At 62.7% G+C, this 16,982-nt stretch carries 16 protein-coding genes; 12 read left to right on the top strand and 4 right to left on the bottom strand.

The features are described from left to right. Window positions 1-15 precede the first annotated feature (15 nt). On the bottom strand, window positions 16-648 hold the full coding sequence (locus AC07OX_RS19455; protein WP_095947709.1) for a MotA/TolQ/ExbB proton channel family protein: 633 nt from the start codon (window positions 646-648) through the stop codon (window positions 16-18). Between the two features lie 312 nt (window positions 649-960). On the opposite strand from AC07OX_RS19455, the gene xseA reads away from it, so the two are divergent. Together xseA and AC07OX_RS19445 are read left to right on the top strand one after the other, a co-directional pair. After that, window positions 961-2,274, top strand: coding sequence for an exodeoxyribonuclease VII large subunit (xseA, locus tag AC07OX_RS19450; protein ID WP_495261602.1), 1,314 nt, complete (start codon window positions 961-963; stop codon window positions 2,272-2,274). 50 nt (window positions 2,275-2,324) lie between these two features. Then, a complete protein-coding gene (locus AC07OX_RS19445) occupies window positions 2,325-2,906 on the top strand; it encodes a superoxide dismutase (RefSeq protein WP_095745206.1) in 582 nt (193 codons plus the stop codon). Window positions 2,907-2,975: 69 nt separating this feature from the next. On the opposite strand, the gene AC07OX_RS19440 is transcribed toward AC07OX_RS19445, so the two are convergent. The 3 genes from AC07OX_RS19440 to AC07OX_RS19430 all read right to left on the bottom strand — a co-directional run bounded on the left by AC07OX_RS19440 (window position 2,976) and on the right by AC07OX_RS19430 (window position 4,217). Further along, the gene (locus AC07OX_RS19440; RefSeq protein ID WP_082548869.1) at window positions 2,976-3,446 is read right to left on the bottom strand and encodes a DUF192 domain-containing protein; all 471 of its coding nucleotides are present in this window, start codon (window positions 3,444-3,446) and stop codon (window positions 2,976-2,978) included. A gap of 91 nt (window positions 3,447-3,537) precedes the next feature. After that, entirely contained in the window at window positions 3,538-3,726 is a 189-nt protein-coding gene (locus AC07OX_RS19435) for a hypothetical protein (RefSeq protein WP_070060553.1), read from the bottom strand. A gap of 152 nt (window positions 3,727-3,878) precedes the next feature. Next, a complete protein-coding gene (locus AC07OX_RS19430) occupies window positions 3,879-4,217 on the bottom strand; it encodes a hypothetical protein (RefSeq protein ID WP_062471494.1) in 339 nt (112 codons plus the stop codon). A 219-nt stretch (window positions 4,218-4,436) separates the two neighbouring features. Between AC07OX_RS19430 and icd the strand changes: the two genes are divergently transcribed. The 10 genes from icd to tssL all read left to right on the top strand — a co-directional run bounded on the left by icd (window position 4,437) and on the right by tssL (window position 16,964). Then, window positions 4,437-5,696: an NADP-dependent isocitrate dehydrogenase gene (gene icd / locus AC07OX_RS19425; protein WP_062471491.1), complete on the top strand. Its 1,260-nt coding sequence runs from the start codon at window positions 4,437-4,439 to the stop codon at window positions 5,694-5,696. Between the two features lie 359 nt (window positions 5,697-6,055). After that, entirely contained in the window at window positions 6,056-8,761 is a 2,706-nt protein-coding gene (gene tssH / locus AC07OX_RS19420; protein ID WP_495261601.1) for a type VI secretion system ATPase TssH, read from the top strand. 78 nt (window positions 8,762-8,839) lie between these two features. Then, a complete protein-coding gene (gene tssB, locus AC07OX_RS19415) occupies window positions 8,840-9,385 on the top strand; it encodes a type VI secretion system contractile sheath small subunit (protein WP_495261600.1) in 546 nt (181 codons plus the stop codon). 34 nt (window positions 9,386-9,419) lie between these two features. Next, window positions 9,420-10,910: a type VI secretion system contractile sheath large subunit gene (gene tssC, locus AC07OX_RS19410; protein WP_495261810.1), complete on the top strand. Its 1,491-nt coding sequence runs from the start codon at window positions 9,420-9,422 to the stop codon at window positions 10,908-10,910. A gap of 127 nt (window positions 10,911-11,037) precedes the next feature. After that, on the top strand, window positions 11,038-11,523 hold the full coding sequence (locus tag AC07OX_RS19405; protein WP_062471480.1) for an Hcp family type VI secretion system effector: 486 nt from the start codon (window positions 11,038-11,040) through the stop codon (window positions 11,521-11,523). Window positions 11,524-11,643: 120 nt separating this feature from the next. Then, window positions 11,644-12,228: a type VI secretion system lipoprotein TssJ gene (gene tssJ / locus AC07OX_RS19400; protein ID WP_495261599.1), complete on the top strand. Its 585-nt coding sequence runs from the start codon at window positions 11,644-11,646 to the stop codon at window positions 12,226-12,228. Window positions 12,229-12,263: 35 nt separating this feature from the next. After that, window positions 12,264-13,619, top strand: a complete 1,356-nt coding sequence (tssK, locus tag AC07OX_RS19395) for a type VI secretion system baseplate subunit TssK (protein ID WP_495261598.1) — start codon at window positions 12,264-12,266, stop codon at window positions 13,617-13,619. Next, complete coding sequence (locus tag AC07OX_RS19390) at window positions 13,616-14,878, top strand: sterol desaturase family protein (RefSeq protein WP_495261597.1); 1,263 nt, start codon at window positions 13,616-13,618, stop codon at window positions 14,876-14,878. The genes tssK and AC07OX_RS19390 overlap by 4 nt, the downstream gene beginning before the upstream one ends. A 12-nt stretch (window positions 14,879-14,890) precedes the next feature. Next, on the top strand, window positions 14,891-15,547 hold the full coding sequence (locus AC07OX_RS19385) for a hypothetical protein (protein ID WP_495261596.1): 657 nt from the start codon (window positions 14,891-14,893) through the stop codon (window positions 15,545-15,547). Window positions 15,548-15,599: 52 nt separating this feature from the next. Continuing rightward, window positions 15,600-16,964 carry a type VI secretion system protein TssL, long form gene (tssL, locus tag AC07OX_RS19380; RefSeq protein ID WP_495261595.1) on the top strand — a complete coding sequence of 455 codons (1,365 nt, stop codon included), beginning with the start codon at window positions 15,600-15,602 and terminating at the stop codon, window positions 16,962-16,964. Window positions 16,965-16,982: the final 18 nt, after the last annotated feature.

Below are 16,982 nucleotides of genomic sequence, written 5' to 3'. Positions count from 1 at the left end.
TTGCTGCGATGGCCGTCATTTGCGAAGTGCGTTCAAGTGGCGCGCGAAGCGCTCGCCCGAGAGTTCGAGGTTCAGCAGGTACTCGTCGACGCGGCTGCGGAAGTAGCGCCAGAAGATCAGCGTGGGAATGGCCACGATCAGGCCGAAGGCCGTGTTGTACAGCGCGATCGAAATGCCGTGCGCCAGCTGCGCCGGGTTGCCCGAACCGACCGCACCGCTGCCGGGCGACTGCGAGCCGAAGATCTCGATCATGCCGATCACCGTGCCCAGCAGGCCGAGCAGCGGCGCCGCCGAGGCGATGGTGGCCAGCGCCGGCAGGTAGCGCTCCAGCTTGTGCGCCACGGTGCGGCCCGAGGCCTCCATGGCGGCGCGCAGGTCGTCTTCGGTGCAGCGCGGGTTGGCATTCAGTGCGCGCAGGCCGGCGGCCAGCACCTGGCCGAGCATGGAGTTGCTTTCCAGTTTGGTCACGACATCCGGGCCGGGAACCGCGCCGCGCGACACGGTGATGGTCTCGTCCAGCAGCTTCGGCGGAAGGACCTTGACGGTCTTGAGGCTGGTGAAACGTTCAATGACCAGCGCGAGTGCGATGACCGAACAGGCGAGCAATGGCCAGATTGGCCAGCCCGCGGCAACAATGATGGAAAACAAGAAAATCCTCCGGCCCGTAGACTGCAAATGCGCGGCGATTATCCACCGAGCCACCATCGGCTCGCGGCTTGTTTGCGTGTCGGCAAGGACGCACAGATTCTGTGGATAACTTTGTGATTAACCCATCGCGCAATGTCTCCGAACCCGCATGGGACGGGCTTTCCGTTAGATCGATTGAATTTTGAGCAGCACTTTTTTTAATGAAATCAACAGCTTGCACGAGAACTCGTGCATCTGTTCCACCATACCCCTCCAAAGTGGGGGGCACGGCGCCCGTTGTGGAAGAGTGGCGCTCGGCGGCGGAGGGGCGCGATGAGCTTCAGGGAGCCGAATGCCGCGCCCGGGCCGCGCGTGTGGGCCGTGGGCGCGCTGTGCCGCGCGGTGGCCGATGCGCTCGATGCGCGCTTCAATCCGGTCTCGGTGCGCGGGGAAATCTCGGGTTTCTCGCGCGCGTCGAGCGGTCATTGCTATTTCTCGCTCAAGGACGAATCCGGCCAGCTGCGCTGCGCGATGTTCCGTCGCGCGGCGAGTCTGCTCGACTTCACGCCGCGCGACGGCGACCAGGTCGAAGTGCGCGGCCGGCTGGCGGTGTACGAACCGCGCGGCGATCTGCAACTAGTGGTCGAAAGCCTGCGGCGCGCGGGGCAGGGCGCGCTGTTCGAGCAGTTCCTGCAGCGCAAGGCACGCCTCGAGGCCGAAGGCCTGTTCGACCCGGCGCGCAAACGGGCGCTGCCCTCCATGCCGCGTGCCGTGGGCGTTGTCACCTCGCTGGGGGCTGCGGCGCTGCATGACGTCGTGACCGCGCTGCGGCGGCGTGTGCCACATATTCCCGTGGTGCTGGCGCCGGCGGCAGTGCAGGGCGCCAACGCGCCGGCCGAACTGGTGCGCGCCTTGCAGTCGCTCTACACGCTGGAGCCGGCTGTCGACGTGATCCTGCTGGTGCGCGGTGGCGGCTCCATCGAGGACCTCTGGGCCTTCAACGACGAAACGCTGGCGCGCACCATCGTGCAGAGTCCTGTGCCGGTAATCAGCGGTGTGGGGCACGAAACCGATTTCACCATCGCCGACTTCTGCGCCGACCTGCGCGCACCGACGCCGACGGCCGCCGCCGAACTCGTCAGCGCGCCGCGCGACCTGTGGCTCGGCGCGCTCGACCTGCTCGACGAGCGGCTCGGCGACGCGCTGGGTGGGCGGCTCGATGTGCTTGGCCAACGGCTGGACCAGGCGGCTGCGCGGCTGGGCCGCCCGTCGGGCCTGGTCGCGCGCCAGCAGTTGCGGCTGGCGCACCACGCGCAGCGGTTGCACTACGCGGTGCTGTCGCGCCGGGAGCGATTGGCGCAGGTGCCGCAGGCCATCGCCACCGATTTTTCCGCGAAGTTCGCGCGTTCGCTGACGCAGCGGCGCGAGCGGCTCGAACGCGTGGCCCTGCGCCTGCGACTGCTCGACCCGGCCCTGGTGCTGCAGCGCGGCTATGCCTTGCTGACCGACGGCGAAGGCCGCGCGGTCGTCAGCGCAGGCAGCCTGCAGGCCGGCGATGCCGTGGTTGCACGCCTTTCGGACGGCTCGGTCGACCTGACCGTGACGCCCGGCGGCGCGACGGGAACACGTCTGACGCCGCCCCCATGATTACTTCCTAGAATCCTTCATTCCCCACAACCAACCCACGAGAAAAAACCATGGAACATGTGCTCCCACCCCTGCCGTACGCCATCGACGCACTGGCCCCCGAGTATTCGAAGGAAACGCTCGAGTACCACCACGGCAAGCACCACAACGCCTACGTGGTGAATCTGAACAACCTGCAAAAGGGCACCGAGTTCGAAGCGATGACGCTCGAAGAGATCGTCAAGAAGTCCAGCGGCGGCATCTACAACAACGCCGCGCAGATCTGGAACCACACCTTCTTCTGGAACTGCATGAAGCCGCAAGGCGGCGGCGCACCCACCGGCGCGCTGGCCAAGGCCATCGATGCCAAGTGGGGCAGCTACGACGCCTTCAAGGAAGCCTTCGTGAAGTCGGCCGTGGGCAACTTCGGCTCGGGCTGGACGTGGCTGGTGAAGAAGGCCGACGGTTCGGTGGACATCGTGAACACCGGCGCCGCCGGCACGCCGCTGACCACCGCCGACACCGCGCTGCTGACCGTGGACGTGTGGGAGCACGCGTACTACATCGACTACCGCAACCTGCGCCCGAAGTTCGTCGAGACCTTCCTGGCCAAGCTGGCCAACTGGGATTTCGCGGCGAAGAACTTCGGCTGAAGCCGGGCCTGGCGCTTGCCATGAAAAAAGCCGACCTGCGGGTCGGCTTTTTTACGGGCGCTCAATTGCTCAGCGCTTGGCGGCCGAGAAGAGCTCTCCGCCGAGCTTGGCGCCCTTCTTGATGTTCTTCTTGGCGAACCAGCCCTGGTTCATCTCGAGCACGTAGCGCACCGGCTCCTCGGAGCAGTGCGAGTTCTCGGTCATCGGCTGCATGTCGACCAGGTTGACGATGCGGCCGTCGTCGGCCACGAAGGCGGCGGTCAGCGGCAGCAGCGTGTTGCGCATCCAGAAGCACTGCGTGGCCGGCTGCTCGAAGACGAAGATCATGCCCTCGGCCTGCGGCATCGTCTTGCGGAACATCAGTCCGATCTCGCGCTCGCGAGGCGATTGCGCCACTTGCGCATCGATCTTGTAGAGGCCGACCGACAACTGCGTGCGTGCCAGATCGGTTTGGGGTTGCGGTTGAATTTGCTGCTGCGCGTGGGCCGGCGCCAGGAAGGACGCGGACACCAGAAGCAGCGCGGCGAGACGCTGAAACATCGGATGACTCTTTCGGGGCGGCGACACACGAGGTCGGCCCGTGACCAATAAAAATGCCCGCTGAAGCGGGCATTGCCGGGAGCTTGAAAGCTTACACCTTCTTGGCGGCGGCCGCGTGGGCCTTGGAGACGTGACGCACCTTGTGCTTCTTGACCGTGTGCTTGGCCTTGGCCTTGTGGACGGCGGGAGCGGCCGGCGCTGCGGGCGCGGGCTCGGCGGCTTGGGCGAATGCACCGGCTGCGAAGAGGCCGGCGACCAGGGCTGCGATCAGCTTGTTCATGAGAAATCCTTTGAGATTGTTGATATGGATCACCTCCCTGCGGAAGGCCTCCATTCAACGGACCTCAAGAACCCCGGTTGACAGTGGTTGAACAAAACTGCGAACGAAAAAAAGCGCTCTGGAGAGCGCTTTTCTTAGGGGGACAGACCGGCTTACTTGGCGCCGGGCATGTCAGGCGTGCCGCCTTGGGTGGCCTTGCGCTTCACGCTGCCGTCCTTGTTGCGGCGACGATCGTCGCGGGTCTTGGCGCGCTTTTCGCCAGCAACGCCAGCCTTGTCGGCACCGAAGGCGCCGCCTTCAGGCGTCTTGGCGATGTCGCCAGCAGCGGGAGCCACTTGACCAGCGGGCTTGGCTTCCTTCTTGGCTTCAGCGCGAGCTTGCGGCTTGCTGTTGGTCGCGTTGCCTTGTTCGGGCGTGGTACCGGCCGGGTTCTGGGCGTACGCGCCAGCGGCGAACAGGCCAGCGATCATGACTGCGAGAAGTTTGCTCATTGATGATTCCTCTATCGAGAATTGGTTGGAAACGCCTCCCGGCGAGCAGAAGGTCAGCCAGTAACGGGCTCTATCGCCCTACGGTTGACAATTGTCCGCTGATGGGTTGCGTCTAAAATGTACAGCGATTTGTTAGCGCGCTGTACAGCGATTCTCCCTCGCTGTCTGAATTCGCAGACAGTCGTTCGAATTACGTCACTCCCGGAGTCAAGCCCCCTCATGTCCAGCTATCAGCACATCAAAGTCCCGACCGAAGGCCAGAAGATCACGGTCAACGCTGACAATTCGCTCAATGTGCCCGATCAGCCGATCATTCCGTTCATCGAAGGCGACGGCACCGGGCTGGACATCACGCCGGTGATGCTTAAGGTGGTGGACGCCGCAGTGGCCAAGGCCTACGGCGGCAAGAAGAAGATCCATTGGATGGAGGTCTACGCCGGTGAGAAGTCGACCAAGGTCTACGGCCCCGACGTCTGGCTCCCCGAGGAAACCCTGCATGCGGTGCGCGACTACGTGGTGTCCATCAAGGGCCCGCTGACTACGCCCGTCGGCGGAGGCATCCGCTCGCTGAACGTGGCGCTGCGCCAAGAGCTCGACCTGTACGTCTGCCTGCGGCCCATCCAGTACTTCGAGGGCGTGCCCAGCCCGGTGCGCGAGCCGCACAAGACCAACATGGTCATCTTCCGCGAGAACTCGGAAGACATCTACGCCGGCATCGAGTTCGAAGCCGAAAGCGACAAGGCCAAGAAGCTCATCAAGTTCCTGCAGGACGAGATGGGCGTCAAGAAGATCCGCTTCCCCAACACCTCGGGCATCGGCGTCAAGCCCGTCTCGCGCGAAGGCACTGAGCGCCTCGTGCGCAAGGCCTTCCAGTACGCGATCGACAACGACAAGCCCAGCGTGACCCTGGTCCACAAGGGCAACATCATGAAGTTCACCGAAGGTGGCTTCCGTGACTGGGGCTACAACCTGGCCGCCAAGGAATTCGGCGCCGAGCTGATCGACGGCGGCCCTTGGATGAAGTTCAAGAACCCCAAGACGGGCAAGGAAATCACCGTCAAGGACAGCATCGCCGACGCGTTCCTGCAGCAGATTCTGCTGCGTCCCGCCGAGTACAGCGTGATCGCCACGCTGAACCTCAACGGCGACTACGTGTCCGACGCGCTGGCTGCACAGGTCGGTGGCATCGGCATCGCACCGGGTGCGAACCTGAGCGACACCGTCGCCATGTTCGAGGCCACCCACGGCACGGCCCCCAAGTACGCCGGTAAGGACTATGTGAACCCGGGTTCCGAGATCCTGTCCGCCGAAATGATGCTGCGCCACATGGGCTGGACCGAAGCGGCCGACCTGATCATCAGTTCGATGGAAAAGTCGATCGCCAGCAAGAAGGTCACCTATGACTTCGCGCGCCTGATGGACGGCGCGACGCAAGTGAGCTGCTCTGGTTTCGGTCAGGTCATGATCGACAACATGTAATTGCGATCGCTGACGTCGAGAAACGTCAGACCCTTATCAAGCCCTCGAGCTTCCGAAAGGAGTCGAGGGTTTTTTCTTGCCTGTCGCCCTCGCGATATCGTTAGTGAATTACCTCCTTTGTGCTCTGAACGTAAGGAGAGGCGGGCAAACATCACAGATCAATAGGCTCCGTCTTTCGTTTAACCATTGGTAGAAACTGTGCTGTGTTTGCCTCGCAGCGAGCCGCCAGAATCGCGCCCATTCCAAGAAGCATAGGGGGCGCGAAGTGGGGAAAAAGAACGCAGGAATCTGCCGGCAACAGGGGGCCTCGCAGGCGACTCGATCGAACAGGGCGTGCACGCTGCACGGCAGATCGCGCAATGACGATCTCTCGGCGAGCGCTGTTCGGCAAGCTCAATCTCACCTTGTTTCGCGGCATCGAATCCGCCACTGCATTTGCCAAGCTGCGTGGCAATCCCTATGTCGAACTGACGCACTGGATTCATCAGCTCTGGCAGCTCAACGACAGTGATCTGCACCGCATCTGCCGGCACTACCAGATCGACGCGCAAGCCATCGAGAAAGACTTCGCATCGGCCTTGTCCAGCTTGCCATCGGGTGCCACCTCGCTGACCGATTTTTCCAGTCACATCGAAGCTGCCATCGAGCGCGCGTGGGTGCTCTCGAGTCTCGAGTTCGGCGCGCATTGCGTGCGTGGTGCTTGGTTGTTTGCTGCGCTGCTTCAGACGCCTGACCTGCGGCGCGTGCTTCTTGGCATCTCGCCTGCGTTTCAGAGAATCCCAGCAGACCAACTGACGGAGGCCATCGGTGCCATCGTGGCCGGCTCCCCCGAAGGGCAGGAAGGACCGCACGATGGCTCTGGTTTGCCATCAGCGCTGCCTGGTGAAGCCAGCGCCGCGCTCGCAGATGCGGCGTCGGATGGAAAGTCCGCGTTGCGGCGCTACTGCACGGATCTGACCGAGCGCGCGTCTCAAGGGCAGATCGATCCGGTCATCGGGCGCGGACACGAGATCCGCACGATGGTCGACATCCTGCTGCGTCGCCGTCAGAACAATCCCTTGCTCACAGGAGATGCGGGCGTCGGCAAGACCGCGGTGGTCGAGGGGCTCGCGTTAGCCATCGCGCAAGGCGAGGTTCCTCCCGATCTGAAGAACTGCCGCCTGTGGAGCCTCGATGTCGGAGCCCTGTTGGCCGGCGCAAGCATGCGCGGGGAGTTCGAGTCCCGCCTCAAGGCCTTGCTGGAAGAGGCGGGCAAGTCGGTGCAGCCTGTCATCCTCTTCATCGATGAGGTCCACACCTTGGTCGGTGCGGGCGGGCAATCCGGAACCGGCGATGCCGCCAACCTGCTCAAGCCAGCGCTTGCACGAGGAACCTTGCGCACGATCGGTGCCACCACCTGGAGCGAGTACAAGCGCCACATCGAGAAAGACCCGGCGCTGACGCGACGCTTTCAGACGCTGCAGGTGGCAGAGCCCGACGAGATTACTGCGACCGAGATGGTGCGTGGCCTTGTCGCCATCTTTGCCGAGCACCACGGCGTGCTCGTGCTCGATGAGGCTGTGCGCGCCGCCGTGACGCTGTCGCATCGCTACATCCCTGCACGTCAGCTGCCCGACAAGGCGATCAGTCTCCTGGACACCGCATGTGCGCGCGTTGCCATGTCGCTTCACGCGCCGCCGTCTGAAGTCGAGCAATGGCGGCACCGCATCGCGGCCCTCCAGGTCGAGCTCGAACTGCTGAGTCAGGAGGGTGTCGTTGCCCAGGGGAGTGATGCGAGAGCGCTGCGCCTCGACGCCGCCCGATCTCAACTCGATGCCGCGCAGCAGGCGTTGACCCTGCACGAAGTGCGATGGCAAGACGAGCTTGCACTGGTTCGCACGATTCATGGATTGAGGACCAAAAAGAGGGAGGAGGCGAAAGAGCTGAGCTGCGCCGAGGGGAATGCACCCTCGGCGCAGCTGGAGGCCCTTGAACTCGAGCTTGCCGCGCACCAGAAGGAGTTGCCTCTGATTTTTCCCCAGGTGGACGAGGCCGTGGTGGCGGGCATCGTGGCCGATTGGACCGGAATTCCCGTAGGGCGGATGGTCACCGACGAGGTCGCGGCAGTCGTTGCGCTTCAATCACGACTGGAAGCGCGCGTGATCGGCCAGGGGCCTGCGCTCGCGGCGATCGCCGAGCGCATGCAGACGGCGCGGGCGCAGCTGACCGATCCAAACAAGCCGGTGGGTGTCTTCCTGCTGGCCGGCCCTTCGGGTGTGGGCAAGACAGAGACGGCATTGGCACTGGCCGAAGCCATGTATGGCGGTGAGCAGAACCTCATCACCATCAACATGAGCGAGTTCCAGGAGTCGCACACGGTGTCGACCTTGAAAGGCGCGCCCCCGGGTTATGTCGGCTTCGGTGAAGGTGGCGTGCTCACGGAGGCCGTGCGCCGAAAGCCCTACAGCACGATCCTGCTCGACGAGGTGGAAAAAGCCCACCCGGATGTGCACGAGATCTTCTATCAGGTGTTCGACAAGGGGTGGATGGAAGATGGGGAAGGGCGTCGTGTCGATTTCCGAAACACCACGATCCTGTTGACGAGCAACACTGGTGCGGAACTCATCGCCGCTCTGAGCGAAGACCCCTTGCTGACGCCCGATGTCGAGGCCCTGCGCGATGCACTCCAGCCGGCGCTGCGAACGGTCTTTCCTGCGGCCTTCCTTGGCCGGTTGACCGTCGTGCCTTACCTGCCCTTGGGCCCGGACGCACTGCGCGACATCGTGAGCTTGCACCTGGATCGGGTGGTCGAGCGCATGCATGCGCAGCATGACATTGCGCTGGACTACACGCCTGCGCTGCTCAATGAAATCGTTAGCCACTGCGGTGCCTACGAAACCGGGGCTCGCCGTCTGATCGGCTTCATCGAACAACGTCTCCTGCCGATTCTTTCCCGGCAATGGCTGGATGCCCTTCAAGCGCGGCAAAAGATCCGGCGCATGACTGCCGACGTGAAGCCGAGCGACAGCGCCAACCCGGCCTTGCAAGGAGGAGGCGCCATCGTCTGTCACACCGAGTTCGCCTGAGTCCAGCGAGCCATCTCGTTGCCTCCGAAAAGGCGCGATGCCAGGTTCTTGTCTGTCTTTTTTCACCAGGGAGTTTTCATGGCCACCAACAACAACAGCAGTCAGAAGTTCATTGCCCGCAACAGGGCACCACGTGTGCAGATCGAGTACGACGTGGAAATCTACGGGTCCGAGAAGAAGATCGAATTGCCTTTCGTGATGGGCGTCTTGTCCGATCTGTCTGGCAAGCCGACGCAGACCTTGCCTCCTGTGCCCGAGAGAAAGTTCCTCGATATCGACATCGACAACTTCGACGAGCGAATGAAGGCCATCCAGCCGCGCGTGGCATTCGCCGTGCCCAACACGCTGACGGGCGAAGGCCAGCTCATGGTCGACATCACCTTCGAGAGCATCGAAGACTTCTCGCCGGCCGCCGTCGCACGAAAGGTAGAGCCACTCAGCAAGCTCCTTGAAGCTCGCACGCAGTTGGCCAACCTGCAGACCTACATGGACGGAAAGGCGGGGGCCGAAAGCCTCGTCAACAAGCTGCTTCAAGACCCTTCGCTCATGAAGTCGCTGGCGAAATCCGCCAAACCCCGCACCGACGACCTGGACGGCGCACCTGCGTCCGATTCCGCCGCGTGACATTCAGACCAAGGAACTTCAGATGACCACCCTCATGGACAACGTGCTCGAGGCGCCCGAAGCGACGCGCTACACCGACCCCACCGACTTCTCGGCCCTGCTCGACAAGGAATTCAAGCCCAAGACCGACGAAGCGCGAGATGCCGTCGAGGCGGCCGTCAGGACGCTGGCAGAGCAGGCGCTCGTCAACGCCGCAACGATGACCGACGACGCCTACAGCAGCATCGAGGCCATCATCGCCGAGATCGACCGCAAGCTGTCGGAGCAGATCAACCTCGTGCTCCACAAGGAAGACTTCCAGAAGATCGAGTCGGCCTGGCGAGGCATGCACCACCTGGTATACAACACCGAGACGGACGAGAAGCTCAAGATCCGCTTCATGGACGTCTCCAAGGACGAAGTCCGTCGCACGCTGCGTCGCCACAAGGGAATCGCTTGGGACCAGAGCCCGATCTTCAAGCGCATCTATGAAGAGGAGTACGGCCAGCTCGGCGGCGAGCCCTACGGGTGCCTGGTGGCCGACTACTACTTCGACCACACGCCGCCCGATGTCGAGCTGTTGGGAGCAATTGCCAAGGTCTCTGCAGCATCTCACGCGCCGTTCATCGCCGGATCGGCGCCCTCGTTGCTCGGCATGGAGTCGTGGCAAGAGCTTGCGAATCCGCGCGACCTCGCAAAGATCACGTCGAACCTCGAGCACGCCCCGTGGAACTCGCTGCGAAACACAGAGGACTCCCGCTACGTTGGTCTGGCAATGCCTCGATTCCTGGCCCGGTTGCCTTATGGCGTGAAAATCAATCCTGTCGACGAATTCGACTTCGAAGAGGAAACCGAAGGCGCCGATCACCGCAACTACGTATGGAGCAATGCGGCCTATGCCATGGCGGTCAACATCAACCGCAGCTTCAAGCTCTACGGCTGGTGCACGATGATCCGCGGCGTGGAGTCGGGTGGCACCGTCGAGAACTTGCCGTGCCACACCTTCCCGACCGACGACGGCGGCTTCGACATGAAGTGTCCGACCGAAATCGCGATCTCCGACCGCCGCGAGGCTGAGCTTGCGAAAGCCGGACTGATTCCGCTGGTGCATCGAAAGAACACCGACCATGCCGCGTTCATCGGTGCCCAGTCGCTCCAGAAGCCACAGGAGTACATGGACCCGGACGCGACCGCCAATGCCAATCTGTCGGCACGGCTGCCGTATCTTTTCGCCAGCACGCGGTTCGCGCACTACCTGAAGTGCATCGTGCGCGACAAGATCGGCTCCTTCAAGGAGCGCGACGAAATGCAGCGCTGGTTGAACGAATGGATCATGCATTACGTCGACGCCGATCCTGCGAATTCGTCCCAGGAAACCAAGGCCCGGCGACCCCTCGCGGCTGCCGAAGTCGTGGTGGAGGACGTCGAAGGCAATCCGGGCTACTACAGCGCGAAGTTCTTCCTGCGTCCGCATTTCCAGCTCGAAGGCCTGACCGTTTCTCTGCGTCTGGTTGCAAAGCTGCCGTCGCTCAAGGAAGCGGCCTGACGCCGAACCGCCATCGAATTGTTCGAGGAAGTGGCGCGCAGACGCCACGGCATTTCCAAGGACGCGCCATCAAGAGCGCTCGTGCATTCGTCATTTACCGACAAATTCAAATACAGGGAGTTTTCTCATGTCACAAGACATTTTTCTGAAGATCAACGGCATCGAAGGCGAATCGCAGGATTCGGACCACAAGAACGAGATCGAGGTTCTGGCCTTCAACTGGAAAGCCTTCCAGGAATCCACCATGCACGCCGGCTCGGGCGGCGGCGCAGGCAAGGCGACGGTCGAAGACCTCGAGTTCGACCACTACATCGACCGTTCGAGTCCCAACCTCATGAAGTACTGCCTGACCGGCAAGCACGTGCAAGAGGCCAAGCTCACGGTTCGCAAGGCCGGCGGCAACCCGCTGGAGTACCTGAAGTTCACCTTCTCCGACGTGATCATCACCTCGATCCAGCCCTTCGGCTCGAACTCGGATGAGATGCGTGTCAAGGAGCGCGTGCGCCTTTCCTTCTCCAAGATCAAGCAGGAGTACTCCGTGCAGAACGCACAAGGCGGCAGCGGCGGTGCCGTCACTGCGGGCTACGACATCAAGGGCAACAAGGAGTCCTGAAGCCTTCGCTTCGCCCCGGATCCGTCCGGGGCTTTTCGACTTCGGTTCGCGCAAGGGGGTTGAGGAGGCGCGAATCGAAGTCGGTTCTTTTGCGTTCCCTTTTTTCAGTTTGATTCCCACATGAATCTCGACATGCCAGGGCTGTGCCGGAGTGTTGCGTCCCGACGCGGGTTGTCCAGGTGGATGTCGCGTCCCAGGTTTCCAGGCCTGTGGGGATTTGCATTGGCAGTTGCGTTGGCAGGGCCTTCGCTGGCATATGCGCAGTTCTCACACCCAAGAGAGCAAACCAAGCTCGATATCACGGTCACTGCGGAAGCCGGTGTCAACCCGGACGACAAGGGGAGGGCGGCACCCATCATGGTCCGCATCTACGAGCTCAAGTCGGAGGCAACCTTCGAGTCGGCCGATTACTTCTCGCTGCACAACAGCGACAAGACCGTGATGGGTGCCGACCTTCTGGTGCGCGATGAGTTCATCCTGCGACCCGGAGAGGTCAAGAAGATCCGGCGCATGTCGCACCCCGAGCTCGCCGCGATCGGCGTGATCGCCGGCTATCGGGAGCTTGCGCAAAGCGAGTGGCGCCTTGTGCAGAAAGTCGATCCTGCCCCCGAGGCCGCCTGGTATCGCACCGTCATCCCCGCCAACAAGGTCAAGCTGGAGATCGCCCTTCAAGGCAAGGGCATCCAGCTGACACCCATCAAGTAGCACGTCTGCGGCCCGAAAGCACAACGATCGAACCCATGAGCTGGTACAACAAAGTCGCCTGGAGCGAAGGGCTCTTCCTGCGTCCGCAGCTGTTTCAACAGCAGGAGCGCTACCTCGAACATCTGGCGCACAAGCGTGCCGCCTCGTTGACTCCCTTTTACTGGGGGTTCAACCACTACAGCATCGATGCGGAGTCGCTCTCACTGGGCAAGCTGGTACTGGCCAGCGCGGCCGGGATCTTCTCGGATGGCACGCCCTTCGACGCACCGGGCCAGACGCAGCCGCCAGCGCCGCTCACGATCTTGCCGGAGCATCTGGAGCAGGTCATTCACCTGGCGGTGCCGATCCGGACGCCCAACGGAGAAGAAACGACGTTCGATGACGCCAGCATCTCTGCGTCGTCATTGGCCCGGTTTTCGGTGTTCGATACGGAGCTGCGCGATGCCAACTCGATCGGACAGGGTGCAAAGACCGTTCAACTGTCCCGTCTGCGCCTGCGTCTCCTACCGCAACGCGAACTGACCGACGCCTGGATCGGCTTGCCGCTCGCGAAGGTGACGGTGCTGCGCTCGGACGGAAGCATCGCCGTCGACCCGCACCTGATTCCACCGGTGGCAGGCTATGGCGCAAGCCCCTTGCTGGCGGACTGGATCACCAATCTGCACGGTTTGTGCAAACTGCGCGCGCAATCGTTGGCCGCCCGACTGAGTGGCAACGACGGCAAGTCCAGCGAAGCTGCCGAAGTGTCCGACTTCCTGCTGCTGCAGATCCTCAACCGCTACGAGCCCATGCTCGAGCACTGGCTTCGGGTGCGTGAGACCTCTCCAGAGATGCTCTACACCGCGTTGCGCACGTTGAGCGGAGAGTTGGCCACCTTCGTTCGCGGAACCACCCGTCGCCCGCAACCGCATCCTGCCTATCAACACCTCGACCCGTACCTCTCCTTCAGGGAGTTGATCGGGGATGTGCAGGCCTTGCTGAACGACGTGCTCGTGCGAAGCGCCCAGAGCATCCCCTTGGCGTCAAGACCCAATGGTGTGCGCGTTGCGAGCGTCGAGCCCGCGGAGTTGCAGGGCTTCTCCAGCCTGGTGTTTGCGGTCGCGGCACACACGCCGCCGGAACAGTTGGCGAGCCAGTTTCCCGCCCGCTGCAAGGTGGGGCCAAGCGACAGGTTGACCGAGCTCATTCGGTCCCATCTGCCGGGGATACCGCTGCAGACCTTGCCCGTTCCGCCGCGTCAGATTCCCTTCAATGCAGGCTTTGTCTACTTCCAGATCGATCCTCGTGGTCCGTTGTGGGAGCACATGGTCAAGCACGGTGGGCTGGCGCTGCATGTCGCGGGCGAGTTTCCGGGGTTGCGCATGGAGCTTTGGGGAGTGAGGGAAAAATGAATCCCCTGAAATTTCCGACCCGTTTGTACGAAGGGGTCCTCTACGAGATCAAGAAGGGCGCCGAGCTCGCACTGTCGCATGGGCCTTTGCGATCGGGCAAAGGGATGGTGAGCGGAATGATCGCACTGGTGCTGGCCAACTTCAGCATGCTGGGCGTGTTGTTGTTCCAGTTTCCGGATTTCCTCAGCACGCCCAAGGTGCGTGAGTACCTGAGCTTCGATGTGATGCGAATCGTGTTGCTGAGCGCGATGGCATTGTGCGGAACCTTGGCGGTGTTCAACGTTGTCTTCGGGCGGGTGCGACGCCTGTCTGCATGGGCATTGCTCTGGTTGGCCGTGGCCGTTGTGGGGTCGAAGTTGGGCGTCAGTGCAACGGGCAATGGCTGGCTTCCTGTTGCGGGGCAGCTGGCTGTTGTCCCCTATCTGGGGGTTGACTGGTTGATCTTCGATTTGCTGGCGACGACCCTGCTTTTCACCACGATCGAAAAGCTTCGACCCCTGAAGCCAGAAATGCCGGTTTTCAGGAAAGACTGGCAGACCGACTTCATGTACTTCGTCACAGGCCACTTGCTCATTGGCGTGACGTTGTTTCTCGTCTATGCCGTCTTGTATGGCGTGAGTGGTGCGCTTGCCGATCTCAATCCCGCCGCACAGGGCACGTTGCGCGGCTGGGTGCGGCAGCTGCCGTTCGGCTACGCACTGCTGCTGCTTTTGCTGATCACCGACTTCGGACGGTACTGGCTGCATCGCTTCTATCACGAGACCGCCATCGGATGGCGACTGCACTCGATCCATCACAGCGCCGAGCATATGGACTGGATCTCCGGAAGCCGGACCCATGGCGTGGAAACGGTGATCTCGACGGTGGTGATCCTGGCGCCAGCGTTCTTGCTGGGCTTTTCACAGAGCGTGATCAACGTCTACGTCTTGATCGCGGGCGTGCAGGCCGTGTTCAACCACACCAATGCATCGGTGCGGCTGGGGCCCCTGCGCTATCTCATCGTGACACCGAACTTTCACCATTGGCATCACAGCCGGGACGCGGAAGGCCTGGATCGATGCTACGCCGCGCATTTTGCATTCTGGGACTATCTGTTCGGTACGGCGGTCAAAGCCGACAAGAACAAGATCTGGCCGGATGGCTATGGGGTCGTTGGCGACTACGTCCCGCGAGGGTTCTGGGCGCAGCAGTTGCATCCGATCCGATGGTCGGGGCGGTGGGTCGATGCGCACGGCGTCGTGCACAGAGAGAACCGTTGATCGGAGGCGCAGATGACCACACCCATCACCAGTCTCCAGAAAGAGTACATCCGATTGCTCGACGGCAGCTCGGCCGCGATGACTATTGCCGGCGCGCACATGGCTTCGGGCGCCTTCGTCGGCGTGTCCTGGAAGAACCTGACTTTTGTCGGATGCGACTTCGCAGGGGACGGCAACATCAAGCTGGCATCGATGTCGGGCTGCAAGTTCATCGACTGCCGGTTTCTGGCACCCCATCACGACTTCGGCGTGATGACCGATGTGAGCTTCACCCAGTGCAGTTCGACTGGGCGTTCGATCGTCTGTGGGGGCGATGGAAGCACTGGCGTCCTGTTCGAAGAGTGCAGCTTTGACGGCGGAAGTTCTGCACCCCCAGCCCACGAAGGCATGGGATGCATGGGAGAGGTCACCTTTCGCAATTGCACAGGTCGCGGCGAAGTGCTGGTGGCCGGCACCCGCCTCACCATCGACAGCTGCCGGTTCGATCACATGACCTTCGCCATCGGCCGCCAGCGCCGGCGCGGGACACCGCTGGCGGCCACCGTCCTGATCGACAACTCGCAGGGCCCCGGCGTGTGGCGAATGGTCGATTGCCGCATGAAGACCAGCCACATCCAGAACAGCAGCTTCGAGCAGATCGTCAACGACAGCTCCGAGTGCGAGGCCTGAGCAGGCTTCGCTTTTTCATCGGGCTCGGCCCGTTCATTTTTCCAACGCTCCAATGCTCTACAAAGAAGAATTCAACGAGGCGCCCGCGGGAGGTGGTGGAACCGACCCGCGCGACGGATCCGGTGATGGCGAACTGTTCGGCGAGTCGGCCGATGTCGCGCATCTGGTGTCCGAGTCCTCGACGCAGGAGCGCCTGACCGCGGTCGCGGCGGCTCAGAATCCCTTGCTGGAGGCGGCCCAACCCTTGCTGCGGGCCCTGGCAGACATGCCCGCTGCGCTGGAAAGCGACGGCGTGGCGTTGTTCCATCAGTTGCTCGAACGCGAGGTGGCCGCTTTCCAATCCATCTGCACCACTGCGCAGGTCCGGCACGAACACGTGGTGGCCGCGAGCTATGCGCTGTGCACCGCGCTCGACGAAGCGGCCAACAGCACGCCGTGGGGCGGCGGGCAGGGCGGAGAGGCCGGTATCTGGGCTGGCCAACAGCTGGCCGCGAAATTTCACGGCGATACCAAAGGCGGTGACAAGTTCTTCCTTCTCGTCGGTCGCCTCGCCGCGAGCCCCCAAGAGCACGTAGATCTGCTTGAAGTGCTGTACCAGATCCTCGGGTTGGGTTTCGAAGGTCGCTTCAGCACCGCGGCGAACGGGCGCCGGCAGCTTGAAACGGTTCGTCATCGGCTGTTCTCTCTGCTGGGCAACGCGCGCGGCGATGTCCCGAGCGACTTGTCGCCGCATTGGAAGGGTGTGGGGGCTGGCAAGTTTCGCTTGCTGCGCAGTGTGCCGGTGTGGGTCACCGGCTCGGTGCTGACGCTGATCCTGTTTGGCCTGTTCGCTTGGTACAAGTACCAACTGTTGCAGTCGAGCGCCGATCTGCAGCAGCGCATTGCCGCCATCGGCCGGCTGCGTCCCCCGCCGGCGCCTCCCGTCAAGCCGCTGCGCCTGAAGGAATTGCTGGCGAGCGAAATCGAGCGAGAGACGGTGAGCGTGGACGAAGACGAGCGCCGCAGCATCGTCACCTTCAAGGGCGACGAGATGTTCGTCCCCGGTCAGGCGCGCCTCAGTGCACGGATTCTTCCCGTGCTGGCGAAGGTGGCTGACGAGATCAACCAGGTCTCCGGCACGGTCCAGATCACCGGCCATTCGGACAACCAGCCGATTCGCACGCGCGAGTTTCCCGACAACCAGGTCCTGAGCGAGAAGCGGGCACAGGCCGTGGCCGAAGTGCTGACGGGCAAGGGCGTCGTGCCGTCGCGCATCCAGACCGAGGGGCGCGGCGCCACGGTTCCCATCGCAGACAGCGCCACTGCTGCGGGACGTGCCCGCAACCGGCGCGTCGACATCATGGTCACGCAGGGCACTGGCGTCAGCGCCAACGCCAGCGCGGGTCCAGTGAAGCAGCCAGCCGTCGCCCCGCGCTAGACGCAAGGCAGGAATCCA

Source organism: Variovorax sp. GW821-FHT09D07, assembly GCF_059416345.1.
This window is presented reverse-complemented; position numbering and strand designations above follow the sequence as displayed.